Source organism: Providencia rustigianii (assembly GCF_900637755.1).
GTDB classification, from domain to species: Bacteria; Pseudomonadota; Gammaproteobacteria; order Enterobacterales; family Enterobacteriaceae; genus Providencia; species Providencia rustigianii.
Genome location: NZ_LR134396.1, coordinates 1,314,463 through 1,333,829, shown reverse-complemented (window position 1 = coordinate 1,333,829; position 19,367 = coordinate 1,314,463). Strand labels below are relative to the sequence as shown.

Sequence of the window (19,367 nt, the reverse complement as noted above, 5' to 3'; positions counted from 1 at the left end):
AAGCGCACTATTCTACTAGGGAAATGGCCGATCGCCAAACCACAGATGATACCAACGGGGATGTATTTCCTGCCTATATCGTAGAATTTCCATTTTTTCTTTTTTAAAACAAATTGTTATCTGACCAACTTCTGCTGTATTTAACCATTTAATATTGTCATTAGTATAGCGGAAGTAAACTTTGTCTGAGGGTATTTTCCATGGGCTATACCGCGCAGAGGAGACTAACGCTATCCGTGGTTTTACTGTTCTAAGTAATAATGCGGTTGAGGATGTATTACTACCATGGTGAGGTGCAAGCAATATATCAGAAGCTAATTGATGTTGATATTGCGCGACAAGGGCTTTTTCCCCTTCTTTCTCTAAATCTCCTGTTAGCAATATCCGTTGATATCCATCATCAAGTTGAATCACGCAAGAATCATTATTATGGGACTCAATTGATAACTTTTCTGGCCACAGGACATCAAATTTCAGTTTTCCCCATTTCCAGCTCTGCCCTTGATAGCAAGGTAAATGCTGATTCTCACCAAAACTACTTCGAATATTTACCCATGGATATTGCTGAGTAAGATCATCTACTCCCCCAGTATGATCTAAATGGTTATGACTTAATATTATTCCTACAGGGGTAATTTGGTGATATTTAATATAGGGGATAATCTGTCGTTTTCCATTGCTTCCCCCTTGCCAACGATTTCCTGTGTCATATAGTATTGCAAATTCCCCTTGTCGAATAACAACAGCTAAACCATGCCCCACATCAAGTAACGTCAAGCACCAATCATGAGATTCATGTTTACTCACCGTTTTATTCGTAAATAATAAAGCCACGATGCAGCTTAACAGCCCAATGTAATTTTTATGCCAATGAAATAAAATCGCGAAAAGTAATCCCCAAAATAAAAAAATCACATACCAAGAAATCGAATTAATATCTAGCCAGTACCCTTCCAAGAATATTAATGGTCGTAAACTAAACACAAGAATTTCATCAATGAGTTGAAAAGCCAACTCCTGCCAATTATTTATTGGTAGGAGAAATAAGCTAAAAATTATCGGGACAACAATCCAGGTCACAATAGGAACAAACCATAAATTGGCAAATAGGCTCATCAAATTAATACCGCCAAACAATAAAACCTGGATAGGCATCAATAAAATCAATAAGCCAACTTGTAAATGCAATAAAGGTGCAATTTTGCCAATGAATGGGCGATAACGAATATTATCAGACAGTGGGAAAATTTTAATCCAGTATAAAATGGCTAATACAGCAAAACTCGATAACCAAAAACTATCCGAAAGAATGGCTAGTGGGTCAATCAACAAAATAAAAGCAACACTCCATAATGCCCATTGCCATGGGAAGCAATAAAATGACTGCTGCCGAATGTACGCCCATAGCAATAATGCAAGAAAAGCCCGAGTCGCTGGAATAGCAAAGTCAGAAATCCACGCATACAAAAATGCAAAGAGTAGTCCAGAAATCATCGGGATATTTTCATTAATCCATTTTGCCGGAAAAAAATATTGTGCCAACCAAATAAATCGATATCCGATCAGATACGCAATACCAATATGTAAACCAGATATTGCAATCAAATGAGTTAGCCCCGTATTCTGTAATAACTTAGAATGCCCTTCCGTCAATAATCCTCTTTCACCAAACATCAATGCATAAATAATGCCCGCATTAGCGAGCAAATGTAATTTATCACTAAAATGATTTATTACTTTTTGTCGTAAAGAACATTGAGGATTTACTAGCTCTAATTGTTGACTTTTTAATGAGCCAATTATCCTCTGAGATAGCAGGTAACGCTGCTGATTAAAACCTCCTTCATTAAGAGAAGAGTGCAGTGGATTCAATTTTCCATTAATTAGCCAGCGCTGTCCTGCACATACTGATATAGAGGGGTTCCCGTTCCATTTCCACGTTGCATACAACGGTGGAAAGACCCTTTTACCTTCAATTTTATCAATACTAACTGTGAATTTTTTTTCTGACGTATTGACTGGAATACTGACAATAGTCATTTGTAATAGATGTGAAGTTCCAGAAAGAGATTCTATTTTTCTCCTTATGTCTTCACCATGCCAGCATCCCCACGAAAAGCTAATAACCACGACTACACACAAGCGAATAGATTTGTTTCCCCGGATAAATAACGCAATCATAAATAGCATAATGATTACGGCAATATTGTTTGTAATATGGGGTAGTTGAGGAATAAACAGTAATGGTAATACCCCCCAATAATTGCCAGTGCCACCTCTGAGTAAGACAGTATTATTTGATTCTTTCGCGTTAACCAACCTTTATTCATTGTCAACTCGTTCCCTTCGTGCTCTATTTTTATAGGGTAACGACAGCATTGATGTTTATACATTCGGAACAAAAGCTACTGTGTAGCTGTTTCCAAAGTCAGTGAGTGTTTTGCTGTTTAGCAAAAATAGATTGTGAAGCTGCTCGTAAAACAGACTATTTGTTGGCAAATGACGAGAGGAAAAGTGGTTGGGATGAGTGAGAAAAGAGTCAGTAAAGGGATCAAAGTAAGCGTAAGATTGACATAAAAAAACAGCGCTATATGAAACATAAGCGCTGTTTTGTCGTAATAATTAAGATTTACAGTCGATTATTGACCGTAAATATTTACACGGTCACGTAATTCTTTACCCGGTTTGAAGTGGGGAACGTATTTACCTTCCAGTTCCACTTTATCACCAGTTTTTGGATTACGGCCAACACGCGGAGCACGGTAGTGAAGAGAAAAACTGCCGAATCCACGGACTTCAATACGCTCGCCACTAGCCAGCGTATCAGCCATATGCTCAAGTATTTCCTTTACAGCTTCCTCAACGGTTTTCGCTGAAAGATGAGACTGCTGGCTAGCCAGTCTTTCAATTAACTCAGACTTGGTCATAGTACCTCCCTAAACTACCGTCACAAAGGGGTAACCGAAGTTACCCCCACTTAATTATTCGCCTTTAGCTGCTTTGAAAGCTTCAGCCATTGCATTGTTACCAAATGCAGTATCTTCTTGTTTGTTCACAGCTGCGACAGCATCTTTTTCATCAGATTCATCTTTAGCACGAACAGACAGGTTGATTACACGGTTTTTACGATCAACACCTGTGTATTTAGCTTCAACATCATCACCAACGTTCAGAACCAGAGTTGCATCTTCAACACGGTCACGTGAAGCTTCTGATGCACGCAGGTAACCTTCAACGCCCAGAGTCAGCTCTACAGTTGCACCTTTAGCATCAACTGCGATTACTTTACCAGTAACGATTGCACCTTTCTTGGTTGCTGCCAGGTAGTTGTTGAATGGATCTTCAGCTAACTGTTTAACGCCCAGAGAAATACGCTCACGCTCTGCGTCGACTTGCAGAACAACAGCTGCGATTTCGTCGCCTTTCTTGTATTCACGAACTGCTTCTTCGCCTGTAACGTTCCAGGAGATGTCAGATAAGTGAACCAGGCCATCGATGCCGCCGTCCAGACCAATGAAGATACCGAAGTCAGTGATTGACTTGATTTTACCTTCAACGCGGTCACCTTTGTTGTGAGTCTCAGCGAATTGCTGCCATGGGTTAGATTTGCATTGTTTCAGGCCTAAAGAGATACGACGACGTTCTTCATCGATATCCAGAACCATAACTTCTACAACATCACCAACGTTAACAACTTTAGATGGGTGGATGTTTTTGTTAGTCCAATCCATTTCTGAAACGTGTACCAGACCTTCAACGCCTTCTTCGATTTCCACGAAGCAGCCGTAATCAGTCAGGTTAGTAACGCGACCAGTCAGTTTAGTACCTTCTGGATAACGTTTAGCGATTGCGACCCAAGGATCTTCGCCCAGTTGTTTCAGACCCAGAGAAACACGAGTGCGTTCACGGTCGAATTTCAGAACTTTAACATTGATTTCATCACCAACGTTGACGATTTCGCTTGGGTGTTTAACACGTTTCCAAGCCATGTCAGTGATGTGCAGCAGGCCGTCAACACCGCCCAGATCAACGAATGCACCGTAGTCAGTAAGGTTCTTAACGATACCTTTAACTTCCATGCCTTCTTGCAGGTTTTCCAGCAGTTGATCGCGCTCAGCGCTGCTTTCAGATTCAATTACAGCACGACGAGAAACAACAACGTTGTTGCGTTTCTGATCCAGCTTGATTACTTTGAACTCAAGCTCTTTGCCTTCCAAGTGAGTAGTATCACGAACTGGGCGTACATCTACCAGTGAACCTGGTAAGAACGCACGAATGCCGTTCAGTTCTACAGTGAAACCACCTTTAACTTTACCGTTGATAACACCAGTAACAGTTTCAGCTTCTTCGTAAGCTTTTTCCAGCATCAGCCATGCTTCATGACGTTTAGCTTTCTCACGAGACAGAATAGTTTCACCGAAACCATCTTCTACTGCATCCAGCGCTACATCGATTTCGTCGCCAACTTGGATTTCTAGCTCACCCTGAGCATTTTTGAACTGTTCTACTGGGATAGCAGATTCTGATTTAAGACCTGCGTCTACCAGTACTACGTCTTTATCGATAGCAACTACTGTACCGCGTACAATAGAACCAGGACGAGTTTCAATATTCTGCAGGGATTCTTCAAAGAGTTGAGCAAAAGATTCAGTCATATTAATGATCTTCAAGTGTTTTTAATTAACGTCCACATAGCTTCCCGCCAAATGGGGTTGTTTCACATACCCAACAACATTCCATGTCATAAGGTTTTAGCCATGCTAGAAAAATAACCAGCATGGAGGTAATTGCGTATATTATCTAATTATAAGCCAAAATACAGCCTATTATTGCGATAATTGTAGAATTTTTTTAGCGTAGGTACGTGCTTTTTCAATAACTTCCTCAATGGACATACTTGTCGAGTCCAGCACTAACGCGTCTTTCGCAGCAACTAAGGGGGCCACTGAACGGTTACGATCCCGATAGTCACGTTCTTGTATTTCAGCTAAAAGTCGTTCGAAATTAACATCAAATCCTTTTTCTTGTAGCTGCTTCATCCTGCGATGAGCCCGCTCTTCAGCCGAAGCATCCAGAAAAATTTTCACTGGTGCGTCAGGAAAAACGACTGTTCCCATATCACGACCATCGGCAATTAATCCTGGAAGAGTTCTAAATGCGCGCTGACGTCTTAATAATGCTTCTCTCACTCGAGGGAAAGTGGCAGTTTGTGAGGCTGTATTTCCGACTGTTTCGGTTCTAATTTCGTTAGAAACATCTTCCCCTTCAAGAATGACTTTTAAACTATTTTCTTCAGGGACAAAGCGCACGTCCAAATTTGCAGCTAAAGGTACTAATGCATCTTCGGATTGGATATCAACATGATGATGCAAAGCCGCTAATGCTAAAACGCGATAAATTGCACCAGAGTCTAATAATTGCCATCCAAATTCATTTGCTAATGCTTGGCAAAGTGTACCTTTGCCTGCTCCGCTAGGTCCATCAACGGTAATTACAGGGGCGATTGCCACCATAAAAAAGTCTCCTTTTCTGCAAATAGCCTTAGCTACCCGCAATTAAAATCTGTGGGGACATTATACCTACTCATCGATTTTGTGAAATAAGCAGGTTGATATGTTAGAAATAAAAATAGTAGAGATTGAGAGAAAATACAGAAAGGATTTCGATGGTTAATATATGCTTGTCGTACACCAACCATCGAATAACAAATTAACTTAAACGCGCTAATTGCTGAAAATAGTCAGGGAATGTCTTAGCCGTACAACCCGGATCAAGGATTGTTACTGGGGTATCTGACAATGCAACTAATGAAAAACACATCGCAATTCGGTGATCATTATAGGTTTCGATGTCTGCATGCTTAAGATGTTTAGGTGGAACAATGCGAATAAAATCATGACCCTCTTCAACTTCAGCACCTACTTTACGTAGTTCAGTTGCCATGGCATAGAGCCTGTCAGTTTCTTTCACACGCCAGTTGTATATATTGCGGATCACCGTTTCGCCTTTCGCAAATAAAGCCACAGTCCCAATAGTCATCGCTGCATCAGGAATGGCATTCATATCCATGTCGATACCGTGAAGCGTATCGCGCTCACATTCAACATAGTCATCCCCCCAGCGAATTATTGCGCCCATTTTTTCTAGAACATTAGCGAATTTGGTATCACCTTGTAAGCTGTTACGGCCAATACCCGTGACTCGAACAACCCCACCTTTAATTGCAGCGGCAGCTAAAAAATAAGATGCTGAAGAGGCATCCCCCTCAACAAGGTATTCCCCTGGAGATTGATACTGTTGCTGACCTTTAATCATAAATTTTTGATATTGTTGATTATCGACGTCTACACCAAATGTTTTCATCAGTGCTAACGTGATGTCGATATAAGGCTTCGATACTAAATCACCCACAATAGTAATGACCGTATCTTGTTGCGCTAATGGCGCAGCCATGAGCAACGCCGTTAAAAACTGGCTAGAGACAGAGCCGTCTACCGAAATTTCGCCACCCATAAGACCGCCTCTTAAACGCATTGGCGGATAATTTTCTTGCTCAAGGTATTCAATATGAGCACCGCCTTCTCTTAAAGCATCAACGAGATGCCCAATTGGGCGCTCTTTCATTCGGGGTTCACCCGTTAAGATAATATTATTGTTACTCAACGACAGTGCAGCTGTTAATGGGCGCATCGCCGTTCCTGCATTACCTAAAAAAATTTCAAGTTCGCCTTGATGAAATAAACAGCCATTAATCCCTTCCACACGACAGCAGGTTTTATCATCCGATAACTGAAAACTAACACCCAACTGGCTTAATGCATTCAGCATATGGCGAATATCATCACTGTCTAACAAGTTAGTGAGTACCGTCGTTCCTTTAGCCATAGCTGCTAATAAAAGTGCTCGGTTGGATACACTTTTTGACCCTGGCAGGTTAATCGTGCCATTAATTGAAGAAATTGGTTGTAATGTCAGGGATTGCATAAAAAGTGTTTTCTCCGATGTGATTTCCGACTGTTCTCATTATTTAATTCATTTTGATTGGAACTAGGGGAACCGATCAGCCCATCCTGAGCTGATCGGTTTTTGGTACTTGGTACTTAATAATTGGTACTTAATATTTTTATGCGTGATGACGCTCAAACTCAGCCATAAAATCGACCAATGCCTGAACACCCGTTAGTGGCATCGCATTATAAATGGATGCACGCATCCCACCAGATACTTTGTGGCCTTTTAATGATAAAAGACCTTGATTCTTAGCATCCTCGATAAACGTCGCATCCAATTCAGGATTTTGCATTTGGAACGGAACGTTCATCCAAGAGCGATTTTCTACCGCTACACGGTTAATATAAAATTCGCTATCATCAATTGCACTATATAGTAATTGAGATTTTTCATAATTGCGTTTTGCCATCTCTTGCAACCCGCCCTGCTCTTTAAGCCATTTGAAAACCATACCCGCTAAATACCACGCAAATGTCGGTGGTGTATTAAACATAGACTCATATTGAGCTAATACTGTGTAATCAAATACTGATGGTGTTTGAGTCCATGCTTTTCCCAATAGGTCTTCACGGATGATCACTATCGTTAAGCCCGCAGGACCAATATTTTTCTGTGCGCCCGCATAGATAACACCATAACGGCTAACATCAATAGGCTTTGATAAGATTGATGAAGAATAGTCTGCAACGACAATTTTATCTGCGGGGAAATTTGGCTCTTCATGAATAGCCAAGCCACCAATGGTTTCATTTGGGCAGTAGTGAATATAGGCTGCATCTTTACTTAATGGCCATTCACTCATTGGCTTAATACTTAAAACACCGTTATCATCTTGAATCACATCAATAATATTTGGAGTACAGTATTTTTGAGCCTCTTTCGCCGCTGATTCTGACCAATAGCCACTAACAACATAGTCCGCCGTTGTTTTATCGCCTAATAGATTCATGGGTAAAGTCGCAAAGTGAGCTCGTGCACCACCATGACAGAATAAAACCTTATAGTTATCTGGAATATTCAATAAGTCGCGTAAATCTTGTTCTGCTTCTTTCGCCACTGCAATGAAATCTTTTCCACGATGACTCACTTCCATCACAGAAACACCCAGACCTTTCCAATTACATAATTCTTGTTCTGCACGACGCATGACTTCAACAGGTAGCATTGCTGGACCTGCGCTGAAATTATAGACCTGACTCATTGACCTTACCTACCTTAAATTTTGTTAGTTAACATCACTCAGATACTTAAAGTTGTATCATCACGAGTCCTCAGCTGCAATGGTTATTACGTATAGGTAAAAAAAAGAAAAGGTCATTTTTGATGAGCGAAAAAGAGAACAATTTTGTTAATAGCGTCACATAAACCACTATCATAATTTTATGAGGAAAATAATAATAAAAAAGACAGAAAATCCCGAAACACCTATTTTAGGCACTTCGGGATTAATCAGTAAATCATGGGCAGATTTTTTCCTACATCGAGAAAATAATTAGCTGATAACCTTATTAACAATTTCAATAGCTTCTTTTTCAATCAAGTGAAGATGCTCTTCACCACGAAAACTTTCGCAATAGATTTTATAGGCTTCTTCAGTACCTGATGGCCTAGCCGCAAACCAACCATGATCTGTCATGATTTTTAGCCCGCCGATCGGTGCACCATTACCCGGAGCTGTCGTTAAGCGCTGAGTAATTTTATCTCCAGCCAAGGTATCTGCCGCTACCATTTCTGGGGAAAGTTTACTGAGTTTAGCTTTCTGCTCATGAGTCGCTTTGGCTTGAATACGGCTATAAATTGGAGCACCAAATTTTTCAGCTAATTTATTATAACGCTGTTGAGGATTTTCCCCTGTTATCGCAGTAATTTCCGCAGCTAATAGGCATAAAATAATACCATCTTTGTCTGTAGACCATGGGGTTCCATCAAACTTGAGGAATGAAGCCCCTGCACTCTCTTCGCCACCAAATCCTAAGCTACCGTTAAAAAGCCCTTCGACAAACCATTTAAAACCGACTGGCACTTCAATTAATTCCCGTCCGATATCATTAACCACTCGATCAATCATCGCGCTAGAAACTAATGTTTTACCAACAGCAACATCTTTGCCCCACTGAGGACGGTGTTGGAACAGGTAGTCAATAGCAACCGCTAGGTAATGATTTGGATTCATTAAACCATTCGGTGTGACAATACCATGGCGATCATAATCAGGGTCATTAGCAAAGGCTAAATCAAACTTCTCTTTCATTCCGAGTAAACCAGCCATCGCCCAACGGGATGAACAGTCCATGCGGATCACTCCATCATGGTCAAGAGGCATAAAACGGAAAGTTTGATCCAATTGGTCATTCACTATTTCTATATCAAGCTGGTAATATTCAGCAATTTTTTTCCAATACTCGATACCAGAGCCACCTAGCGGATCAACGCCAATTTTTAACCCTGATTTTTGAATTGCCTGCATATCCACAACATCACCTAATGCACGAACATAAGGCATGACTAAATCTTGTTCGGTAATATAACCACTCGCCATCGCATCAGAAAAACGTAAATGCTTCACGCCTTCTAAGCTATTTTCTAATAACTGATTTGCGTGCTTTTCAATCACCGATGTTAGATCTGTATCCGCTGGACCGCCATTTGCAGGATTATATTTAATCCCGCCATCTTCAGGTGGGTTATGAGATGGGGTAATTACAATTCCATCAGCAATATTTTGATGAGCTTGGTTATAACTTAAAATGGCATGGGAGACTGCAGGTGTTGGTGTAAAACCATTTTCTTCTTGTACTACAACATGAACCTGATTAGCAGCTAATACCTCAATCACTGTAATGAATGCAGCTTCCGATAGCGCATGAGTATCTTTAGCTACATAGCATGGTCCCGTTACACCTTGCTGCTTACGTAGATCAGCGATAGCTTGCGCGATAGCTAATATATGGTTTTCATTAAAGTTTTTACGTAGAGCGCTTCCACGATGTCCAGAAGTCCCAAATTTGACGACCTGAGAGGCGTCACTTGGTGTTGGCTGCTGCGTATAGTATTGAGCTGTCAGTTGTGCAACATTAATCAAATCACTTTGAAGTGGAAGCTGCCCTGCACGTTCATGAATTGCCACTTGTTATCTCCCAAAGCACTGATGCTCAGCGTCAAACACCAGTGACTTCTCAATGTTTAGATAGTATTACTCACTTTTTCGATGACATTCGCTGGGAATTTCATCTCTTGCATAATCGCATCGACCATACTGCGCTTACGATTTGTATTCGTATTGGTAATCACCCAATATGGCGTACCTGGGATATGGCGAGGCTTAGATTGCTTACCTGCCGCCAGTAGAGTTTGCTCATCCCCTGCAAAATATACGCGAGTACGCCCATGCATTGACTCTGTTGCACTTTCAAAACTCTTAGCATCTAAGCTATACAGTGTTGACAGAATAAGCATAAAACGATCAATCGCTTTATTTTTTTCCGCGTATGCATCAGAAAGTAATAACTCTCTGATCACTCTCACTGGATTCTGCTCAACAATTTTTGGATTCAAAACCGGTGCAGCCTGTGGCGCTGACGCCTCTAGATTAATTTCTTTTGCGGGTACTGGCTGCTGCGCGGATTTGAAATTCAACATACGGCGCAAAATATCCGATGCACTTTCACCGATATGCATTGTATGGCTTGCAATATAGCGGTAAAGCTCTTCATCAACTTCTATCGTTTTCATTTTTTCCCAGTACTTTTTTAAACTAAAATTCGCGCCAGATTATAAGCCAGATTTGAAAAAAACAAAACAATTAAAATTTCAATAACTTAAAACGAACAGCTGGTTAAGTTTTATGAAATTTCAGTAAGTTATACCCTATTGAAGTGAGTGAAATTTGGTTTTTAGATACAACCATGCCATGATAAGGCATCCCATCTGACAGATAAGTTTATCGTAGTCCAAATATGACCGAGTTACTAAATTACACAATCCATAAACCTAATGAACCAATCACTTCAACCCCAGTGGTGCTGATCCATGGGCTATTTGGTGATCTGAATAATTTAGGCGTTTTAGGCCGTGACCTACAGAATTACTTCGATACAATTCAAGTGGATGTACGAAATCATGGTGATTCATTCCGTTCATCGGACATGGAATACCAGCAAATGGCAGAAGATATTATCCGATTAGTTAAATCTCTTGGTTACCACAATGCTATTTTGATCGGTCATTCGATGGGTGGAAAAATAGCCATGGCAGCTAGCGAAATTGCACCTGATTTTATTGAAAAAATCGTCGCCATTGATATTGCTCCTGTTGCTTATCAAGTACGCCGTCACGATGAAATCATCGCAGCACTAGAAGCCGTAACACAAGGTCAAGCTAAAACCCGCCAAGAGGCCAGTATTATTATGCGGGAATTTATACCAGAAGATGGAGTGATTCAATTTCTATTAAAATCATTCCGACAAGGTGAATGGAAATTTAACCTGCCATCTTTAAAAGCGAATTATGAAAAAATTATTGGCTGGAAGACTGTACCTGCATGGAATAACCCCGTACTCTTAATTCCTGGTGGTAACTCTCCTTATGTTCAAGCTGAACATCGTGAGTTAATTGCAACACAATTCCCTCAAGCCAAAGCATGGGTTGTGGCTGATGCTGGGCACTGGGTACATGCAGAAAAGCCTGAGCATGTCTTACGCGCAATTCACCGTTTCTTAGCGATCTCCAAATAAATTCCCATCTGATATTGTGGTGTTTTTTCATCCAATATCAGATGATATTTCCCTTCTTTATTGAGAATCCCCTCAACAATAAGACTAACTTCAATACACTTGTAATTATGATAATTGTATTATCGTTCTTGAATAAATATTTATTTTTAAGCCCATAAATATATCGGTAAAATCAAATATCAAGGATGACTACTAAGCACAATGGACAGTGTTAAAGCACAATCAACAACATATTTTATTGGGATCATAGCTAAACTTTCTAACGAAATAGACTATGATGAGTTTAAACAAACCACAGCTAATATTTCAAATTATCATGATTATATTAAATTAATTAAAAATAAATATTCAATTAAATGTATCAATAAACACCAAGCTAATAAGCTAATCAATAAAATATCTACTCCTGCAATTTTATACGATACATATGGACAAGCATTTCTTCTTGCCAATCATAATCAAGATCAAGTCCTCATACAGCGATTTGGACAGTGTCCTCCAGAAATTTTAACCTATAAAGAATTAGAAGAAATATGGAATGGTGATTGGTTAAAAGTTAAAATTAAACAAGGAAAGTTTGATATTTCATGGTTTCAAATTGAATTCATGAAGTACCGTAAAATAATTATTTTTGTCTTGGTTTTTTCATTTATCTTGCAAATACTCGCCTTAGCATCTCCTATTGTTATGCAAGTTATTATGGATAAGGTACTCATTCATAGTAATTTAATGACTCTCGACTTATTAATTTTAGGTTTGATTATTGCCGCGATAATTGAAGTTATATTAAAAGGATTACGAGAGTATATTTATAATCACACAGTTAATCGGATTGATATTACATTAGGATTAAAGCTAGTTAATCATTTATTACATCTACCTATTCCATTTTTTAAAAATCGTCAAATTGGCGCTATCGTTACTCGAGTTAAAGAACTCGAAACTATTCGAGAATTTTTGACTAGTAGCTTTTTTACTTTATGTGTTGATGTCTTGTTTTTATTTGTTTTTGTCTATGTGATGAGCCTACTGTCTAGTTCCCTCACTTGGCTATTTTTATGCTCAATTCCCTGCTATTTACTTGTCGCTTGGTGGCTAACACCCAAGATTGAAGCTGCGGCTCAGCAGCAATTTGCAAACATTGCTATAAATACATCATTTTTAACCGAAAGCATTAATGGAATTGAAACAGCGAAGAGCCTCTCTATTGAACCAAACTTCACCCGTCGTTGGGATCAGCAAACAGCCGATATGAGCCAAACTAATTTTGTCTCAGGGCAAATATCTTCACGCTCAGAGCATATTGTGATGGTTATCGAAAAAGTCACCAGCGCAATTATTTTATGGGTTGGGGCCGCTGAGGTTCTCGCTTTACAGCTGACTATAGGGCAATTTATTGCTTTTCATATGATGGTCAGCCATGCTAATCAACCATTAGTTAAGTTGGTAAAATTATGGGGAGATTATATTCGAACTAAAGTTGCCATCGAAAAACTATCCCAAATAATTAATTTACCTATAGAACAGAGTAAACAAGAAAAATACCTTCAGCTCACTGGCGATATCCAATTACATAATCTTAATTTTCGTTATCAACCCAATATGCCGTATATCCTGAATGACTTTAGCTTATCGATCAAAGCCGGGGAAACATTGGGAATAGTCGGGACATCTGGTTCAGGGAAAAGTACATTAGCACGCTTAATTTTACGTCTCTATACGCCAGAAAAAGGCACAATTTACTTGAATGGAGTGCCCATATCATCGATAAGTTTGAAAATATTAAGAAAACAAGTAGGCATCGTTCTGCAGGAAAACTTTCTATTTAATCAATCTGTTTTCCATAATATTGCACAAACTTCACCAAATGCATCAATGGATCAAGTCGTCCATGCAGCAAAAATGGCAGGGGCTCATGATTTTATTCTTAAACTTCCCATGGGTTATGACACTCTATTGGCTGAAGGAGGTTCTTCGCTATCAGGAGGACAACGTCAACGTATCGCTATAGCCAGAACATTATTATCTGACCCCAAAATCATTATTTTTGATGAAGCCACCAGCGCCCTTGATGATGAATCGCAAGCCGTAATTCAAGAAAATATGCAAGAAATAGCAAAAGGCCGAACTGTTATCACGATTGCCCATCGCTTATCAACTATTCGTAATCACCAACGAATTATCGTCATGCAGCAAGGTAAAATTACCGAGCAAGGTAGCCATCAACAATTAATTAATAACGATAAATTTTATAAGCATTTATGGACATTACAACAGTCCCTAAAATAATCACATGGATGTGAAATATGAAACCAAAATCATCAAAAACTTGTTATAACAGTTTTTTACCCTCCCATTTGGCAATTTTAAAAACGCCTCCCTCTTATTTAGCTTTTACCCTAGCGGTTACTATCAGTATGGGCGTATTCATTGCATTAGCTTGGTCTTATTTTGGAAAGCTGGATATCCAAGCGACAACACAAGGAAAGTTAATTGTCTCAGGAAGAACCCAAACTATCCAAGCTTTTGAACTAAGCCGCTTACAGCAAATTCATGTAGAAGATGGTCAACTTGTTCAGCAAGGTGACCCATTGCTGAGCGTCAAAGTACTCGGTGTTGATCAAGATATTTTAAGTTTACATTACCAAAAGAATTTTCATGCTAGTGAACAATTAATTCATCATGCACTGATTCACCAGCAACATATTGAAGATACGCCACAATATATGCAGCTATCACTAACAGAACAGAAGAGAACTCAACTCAGTTATCAAACAATAAAAAAAGAATATGAAACCTTATTAAATGAAATTACCAATGAACTCCAACTTAACCGTGTTAATTATCACGCTAGAGAACGAGAACTCAAAGATATGAATACGTTAATGGGGAATATTAGGAAAAGGTTGAATGCTCATAATTCCCTTAGCCAAAAACAGCTGATTAGCCAAAAAGAGTTCTTAGAACAAGAGCGCGAGTTATTAATCGCTAAGAAAGAAAAAACCACCAAACAATCTGAGCTATCTATATTAGATAGTCAGCATCATTCTTTACAAGAAAAACTGGAGCGGATTAAAGCACAAAAATACCAAGAATGGCATGAAAAAGCACAGCAAGCTGAATTTAAATTCGTCTCACTGGAACAAGAATTGATTAAAAATCAAGAACGGAATCAATTAGAAGTGATCCGAGCGCCTGTTGATGGAACAGTCCAACAAATCACAACATATACCCTTGGGGCTGTATTACAACCCGCCCAGCAATTAATGGTAATAGTCCCAAATAACCATGTTCAATTGGCTGAAGTAAAAATACTTAACAAAGATATTGGCTTTATTCAAGAAGGGCTAAAAGCTGACGTTAAAATCGATGCATTTCCATATACTCGCTATGGCACCATTGAGGGTGAGCTACTTTCTATCTCTAGAGACAGCACCTTGGATGAGAACTTAGGCTTAGTTTATTTAGCACAAATTGGTTTAACCAAAAAACAATTATTGGTGGAAGGCAAGCAAATTGAGTTAACCCCCGGTTTATCGATTGTGGCTGAAATTAAAACCGATAAACGTCGAATCATTGATTACTTACTCAGTCCAATTAATGAATATACCTCCACTGCGATGAGAGAGAAATAATCGATGGAAGCGATAAATAATCACGGCTTGGAAGCCTTAGTGTGGATAGCTAATCATTATCAAAAAAACGTGACTAAAGAACAACTAATGCATGCCATTGGTATGCAAACTATTTCACCGACTGATTTAGAGCTCAGAGAATGTGCTCAAGTCATTGGCTATGAAACTCAACAAGTTTCCCTAACCTACCAGCAATTGGCTCAAATTCCACTGCCGGCACTGATTTTTATCGATCAGCAATGGCATATTTTAACTCAAAACCAGCCATTGACCGTGATGTCAGCGCAAGGAGGTAAAATAGTCCAATGGCAGGATAATAATCAATTAGAATACCCCGTACTGCTTATTAAAGAGCAACTTGAGCCGGAACAAAAAAGAGCTTTTGGAATCGGTTGGTTTATCCCATCAATTATTCGTCAACGCTTTAAACTAAAAAATATTTTCATATTAGCTGCAATTGTACAGTTATTTGCCTTAATCAGTCCTTTATTATTTCAAAATCTTATTGATAAAGTTTTAGTCGGGCGCAGCTTACCAAATCTGCATATACTCGCTCTAGCAATATTGGCTATTGCTATTGCAGAACCCATCTACAGCTTTATTCGAAATAAAATATTTAGTCATACTAGTTCCCAAATTAGTGCAGAACTATCAGGTAAGATTTATCGCCATCTGATGGCATTACCGCTAAATTATTTTACATTAAGACCTACGGGAAAAATTATTGCACGAGTTCGAGAGCTAGCCCATATCCGCCAATTTTTAACAGGCTCAACTCTCATGCTGTTTATCGATTTTATCTTTGTCATTTTATTTATTGCCGTGCTCTTTTCTTATAGCAGCATAATGACATGGCTATTAGTTGGCTCGATGGGTGTCTTTTTTATTCTTTGGATGATTTTAGGCCCCGTCATTCGCCAACAAACCGAGAAATCTTATCAAGCTGATGAAAACGGACTAACTTTTCTAACGGAATCCATTAGCGGTATTGAGACGATTAAAACCACAGCAACTGAGAAATATTTTTATCAACGCTGGCAAAAAATACTCAGTAAACAATTAACCCAAAACTTCAAAGTATCCATACGCAGCGTAATTGCCACTCAGTTGATGACATTGGTCAGTAAAATCACAACGGCTCTGTTACTGTGGATTGGTGTTAAAGAAGTGCTCAACGGTAACATCACGCCAGGTGAACTCGTCGCCTACAATATGCTGAGCGCTCATGTGACTCAGCCTGTATTACGCTTCGCACAAATTTGGCAGGATTTTCAACACACCATTATTTCACTACGCCGAGTTGGCGACATTTTAGATAAACCCATTGAGAACGAGCGAAAAGGTATTGCCAGCTCAGCTACCATCCAAGGCCAAATTGAGTTTCAAAATATTCGCTTTCGTTATCAGCCAGAAACCCCTGAAGTATTAAATAATCTTAGCTTATCAATTAAAGCAGGAGAATTTATTGGGATAACAGGGCCTTCTGGTTCGGGGAAAAGCACCCTAACCAAACTATTACAGCGGTTATACATTCCACAGCATGGGCAAGTTATTGTCGATGGTATGGATTTAGCCGTCGCAGATACCGTCGCACTACGTCGACGAATGAGCGTGGTACTACAGGAAAGTACTTTGTTTGTCGGAACAATTGCAGAGAATATTCGATTAAGCCTACCCCAAGCCAATGATGAGCAAATTATTCGAGCGGCAAAATTAGCTGGAGCTTACGATTTTATTATGTCTTTACCTGACAATTTTAATTACCCTTTATCAGAAAAAGGACTCAATTTATCTGGGGGGCAGCGACAACGGATTGCTTTAGCTCGCGCCCTACTCACTGAACCCGATATATTGATCCTCGATGAAGCGACATCAGCCTTAGATTATGAATCAGAGTCTGCCATCATGGCAAATATGCCAATGATCACTGAAGGGCGAACAGTCATTAGTATTGCACATCGGCTCAATACTATTATGGGGGCTGATAAAATTTATGTCATTCGCGATGGCGAAGTTGCAGAAGCAGATACTCACCAAAACCTGCTAAAACGAAATGGAATTTATGCCAGTTTATGGCGGCAGCAAACCCACTAATCAGATTAAAAAAGCATCACAGTCAATATTCGTGATGCTTTTTTCATAAAAGAGTTCTTTTTTTAATCTATTAAATAGCTTAGCTAAGCATACACCTATAGCACTAGGGATTCAGCTAGGGTATCATTGCGCGCTGAATTACTGGCACACCCCTTCCTTTAGCAATAGTAGATATGGCAAAAGAACAAACTGATCGCACCACACTGGATTTGTTTGCTGAAGAACGCAGGCCTGGGCGACCAAAAACTAGTCCGTTATCGCGGGATGAGCAATTACGAATCAACAAGCGAAATCAACTAAGACGAGATAAAGTCAAAGGATTACGTCGCGTTGAGTTAAAATTAAATGAAGAAGCTGTCGCGGTCTTAAATCAGTTAGCTGAAGAGAAAAACATAAGCCGTAGTGAGTTAATTGAAGAAATTTTAATGGCTCAACTTGAGCAGGTTAGTGAAATAGTTAACCGCTAGCTTCATCTGAATAAATCACACAAATTTGACAGACTTACACCGGGTTTTTCGCCAAAATAAGGCGCAAATTGTACCTATTTTCGTTCTATTTTAGTTTTAGCGATAACAGAAAATTTTTCTGTCCGCTAGAAAAACAAGAGGTTAATCACTTTATGGCAGTTATAGGCATTTTCTTCGGAAGTGACACAGGTAACACAGAAAATATTGCCAAAATGATCCAAGAAAGATTAGGCAAAGACGTAGCAGAAGTCCACGATATTGCTAAATGCACAAAAGAAGATATTGAAGCTTTTGACATTCTACTGCTTGGCATCCCAACTTGGTACTATGGTGAAGCACAATGTGACTGGGATGATTTCTTCCCAACTCTGGAAGAAATTGACTTTAATGGCAAGCTAGTTGCATTGTTTGGTTGTGGAGATCAAGAAGACTACGCTGAATATTTCTGCGATGCGATGGGCACTATCCGTGACATTATCGAACCTCGCGGTGCCGTGATCGTTGGCCATTGGTCAACGGAAGGTTACCATTTTGAGGCTTCTAAAGGAATGGCAGACGACAATCACTTTATTGGTTTAGCCATTGATGAAGACCGTCAACCTGAGTTAACGGAAGAACGTGTAGACGCGTGGGTAAAACAAATCTCTGAAGAAATGTCTCTGGCTGAAATTCTTGGTTAAGAATGACATTAGTTGCCAATTAAAAGCGTGATCCAGCAGATAAGATGTCGATTAGATATCCTATTATGGACACGCTTTTTGAACATCATCAAAATAATGAGACAATGCATGGTTTCTATTTTTATTTTCCATGCCTATAATTGTAAATCAGTTTAGAAGACAACTGGATTTTTGTTAAAAATGTCTCATTATTGTTAAATTTATGATTTAAGATACAGGACAAACCCGCATGACAGATAATAATAAAGCATTGAAAAATGCAGGACTCAAAGTCACTCTTCCGAGATTGAAGATTTTGGAAGTACTTCAGGAGCCTGAGTGCCATCACGTCAGCGCGGAAGATCTCTATAAAAAGCTGATCGATATCGGTGAAGAAATTGGTTTAGCGACGGTATACCGCGTATTAAATCAGTTTGATGATGCAGGCATTGTAACTCGTCATAACTTCGAAGGTGGCAAATCTGTATTCGAATTGACCCAACAACATCACCATGACCATTTAATCTGCTTAGATTGTGGTAAAGTGATTGAGTTTACAGATGAGTCGATTGAGTCACGCCAAAGAGACATTGCAACACGTCACGGAATCAAACTGTCTAATCACAGTTTATATCTATACGGTCACTGCGCTGAAGGTGACTGCCGTGATAATGCGGATGCTCACGAAGAAAAATAATCACTTCGTGATTAATAATTTCTAATAAAGCTGCTCATTACTGCAATAAGCACTTTAATATTAAAATACCC

General features: G+C 39.4%; 15 protein-coding genes. 7 read left to right on the top strand and 8 right to left on the bottom strand.

From position 1 onward, the window contains the following. Positions 1 to 15: 15 nt before the first annotated feature. The 8 genes from EL244_RS05990 to seqA form a co-directional block, all read right to left on the bottom strand. A complete protein-coding gene (locus EL244_RS05990; RefSeq protein ID WP_232004565.1) occupies positions 16 to 2,319 on the bottom strand; it encodes a DNA internalization-related competence protein ComEC/Rec2 in 2,304 nt (767 codons plus the stop codon). A 320-nt stretch (positions 2,320 to 2,639) separates the two neighbouring features. Beyond that, positions 2,640 to 2,927 (bottom strand): integration host factor subunit beta, encoded by a 288-nt coding sequence (gene ihfB, locus EL244_RS05985; RefSeq protein ID WP_006813582.1) that lies wholly within the window; start codon positions 2,925 to 2,927, stop codon positions 2,640 to 2,642. A 54-nt stretch (positions 2,928 to 2,981) separates the two neighbouring features. Further along, complete coding sequence (gene rpsA, locus EL244_RS05980; protein ID WP_006813583.1) at positions 2,982 to 4,655, bottom strand: 30S ribosomal protein S1; 1,674 nt, start codon at positions 4,653 to 4,655, stop codon at positions 2,982 to 2,984. A gap of 171 nt (positions 4,656 to 4,826) precedes the next feature. After that, on the bottom strand, positions 4,827 to 5,513 hold the full coding sequence (gene cmk / locus EL244_RS05975; protein ID WP_006813584.1) for a (d)CMP kinase: 687 nt from the start codon (positions 5,511 to 5,513) through the stop codon (positions 4,827 to 4,829). Positions 5,514 to 5,709: 196 nt separating this feature from the next. Continuing rightward, positions 5,710 to 6,984 (bottom strand): 3-phosphoshikimate 1-carboxyvinyltransferase, encoded by a 1,275-nt coding sequence (aroA, locus tag EL244_RS05970; RefSeq protein WP_126459476.1) that lies wholly within the window; start codon positions 6,982 to 6,984, stop codon positions 5,710 to 5,712. A gap of 139 nt (positions 6,985 to 7,123) precedes the next feature. After that, on the bottom strand, positions 7,124 to 8,212 hold the full coding sequence (gene serC / locus EL244_RS05965; protein WP_126459473.1) for a 3-phosphoserine/phosphohydroxythreonine transaminase: 1,089 nt from the start codon (positions 8,210 to 8,212) through the stop codon (positions 7,124 to 7,126). Positions 8,213 to 8,503: 291 nt separating this feature from the next. Further along, a complete protein-coding gene (pgm, locus tag EL244_RS05960; RefSeq protein WP_126459470.1) occupies positions 8,504 to 10,138 on the bottom strand; it encodes a phosphoglucomutase (alpha-D-glucose-1,6-bisphosphate-dependent) in 1,635 nt (544 codons plus the stop codon). 56 nt (positions 10,139 to 10,194) lie between these two features. Beyond that, positions 10,195 to 10,743 carry a replication initiation negative regulator SeqA gene (gene seqA / locus EL244_RS05955; RefSeq protein ID WP_006813588.1) on the bottom strand — a complete coding sequence of 183 codons (549 nt, stop codon included), beginning with the start codon at positions 10,741 to 10,743 and terminating at the stop codon, positions 10,195 to 10,197. 224 nt (positions 10,744 to 10,967) lie between these two features. On the opposite strand from seqA, the gene EL244_RS05950 reads away from it, so the two are divergent. The 7 genes from EL244_RS05950 (at position 10,968) to fur (ending at position 19,296) form a co-directional block, all read left to right on the top strand. Beyond that, positions 10,968 to 11,744 carry an alpha/beta fold hydrolase gene (locus tag EL244_RS05950; RefSeq protein WP_126459467.1) on the top strand — a complete coding sequence of 259 codons (777 nt, stop codon included), beginning with the start codon at positions 10,968 to 10,970 and terminating at the stop codon, positions 11,742 to 11,744. Between the two features lie 201 nt (positions 11,745 to 11,945). Beyond that, complete coding sequence (locus tag EL244_RS05945) at positions 11,946 to 14,033, top strand: peptidase domain-containing ABC transporter (RefSeq protein WP_126459464.1); 2,088 nt, start codon at positions 11,946 to 11,948, stop codon at positions 14,031 to 14,033. A gap of 17 nt (positions 14,034 to 14,050) precedes the next feature. Further along, the gene (locus EL244_RS17895) at positions 14,051 to 15,379 is read left to right on the top strand and encodes an HlyD family type I secretion periplasmic adaptor subunit (protein ID WP_154600610.1); all 1,329 of its coding nucleotides are present in this window, start codon (positions 14,051 to 14,053) and stop codon (positions 15,377 to 15,379) included. A gap of 3 nt (positions 15,380 to 15,382) precedes the next feature. Next, on the top strand, positions 15,383 to 17,473 hold the full coding sequence (locus EL244_RS17890; RefSeq protein ID WP_154600611.1) for a type I secretion system permease/ATPase: 2,091 nt from the start codon (positions 15,383 to 15,385) through the stop codon (positions 17,471 to 17,473). 173 nt (positions 17,474 to 17,646) lie between these two features. Then, complete coding sequence (gene ybfE, locus EL244_RS05935) at positions 17,647 to 17,940, top strand: LexA regulated protein (protein ID WP_006813593.1); 294 nt, start codon at positions 17,647 to 17,649, stop codon at positions 17,938 to 17,940. A gap of 152 nt (positions 17,941 to 18,092) precedes the next feature. Next, positions 18,093 to 18,620 (top strand): flavodoxin FldA, encoded by a 528-nt coding sequence (fldA, locus tag EL244_RS05930; protein WP_006813594.1) that lies wholly within the window; start codon positions 18,093 to 18,095, stop codon positions 18,618 to 18,620. 229 nt (positions 18,621 to 18,849) lie between these two features. Then, positions 18,850 to 19,296, top strand: a complete 447-nt coding sequence (gene fur, locus EL244_RS05925) for a ferric iron uptake transcriptional regulator (protein WP_006813595.1) — start codon at positions 18,850 to 18,852, stop codon at positions 19,294 to 19,296. Positions 19,297 to 19,367 lie beyond the last annotated feature (71 nt).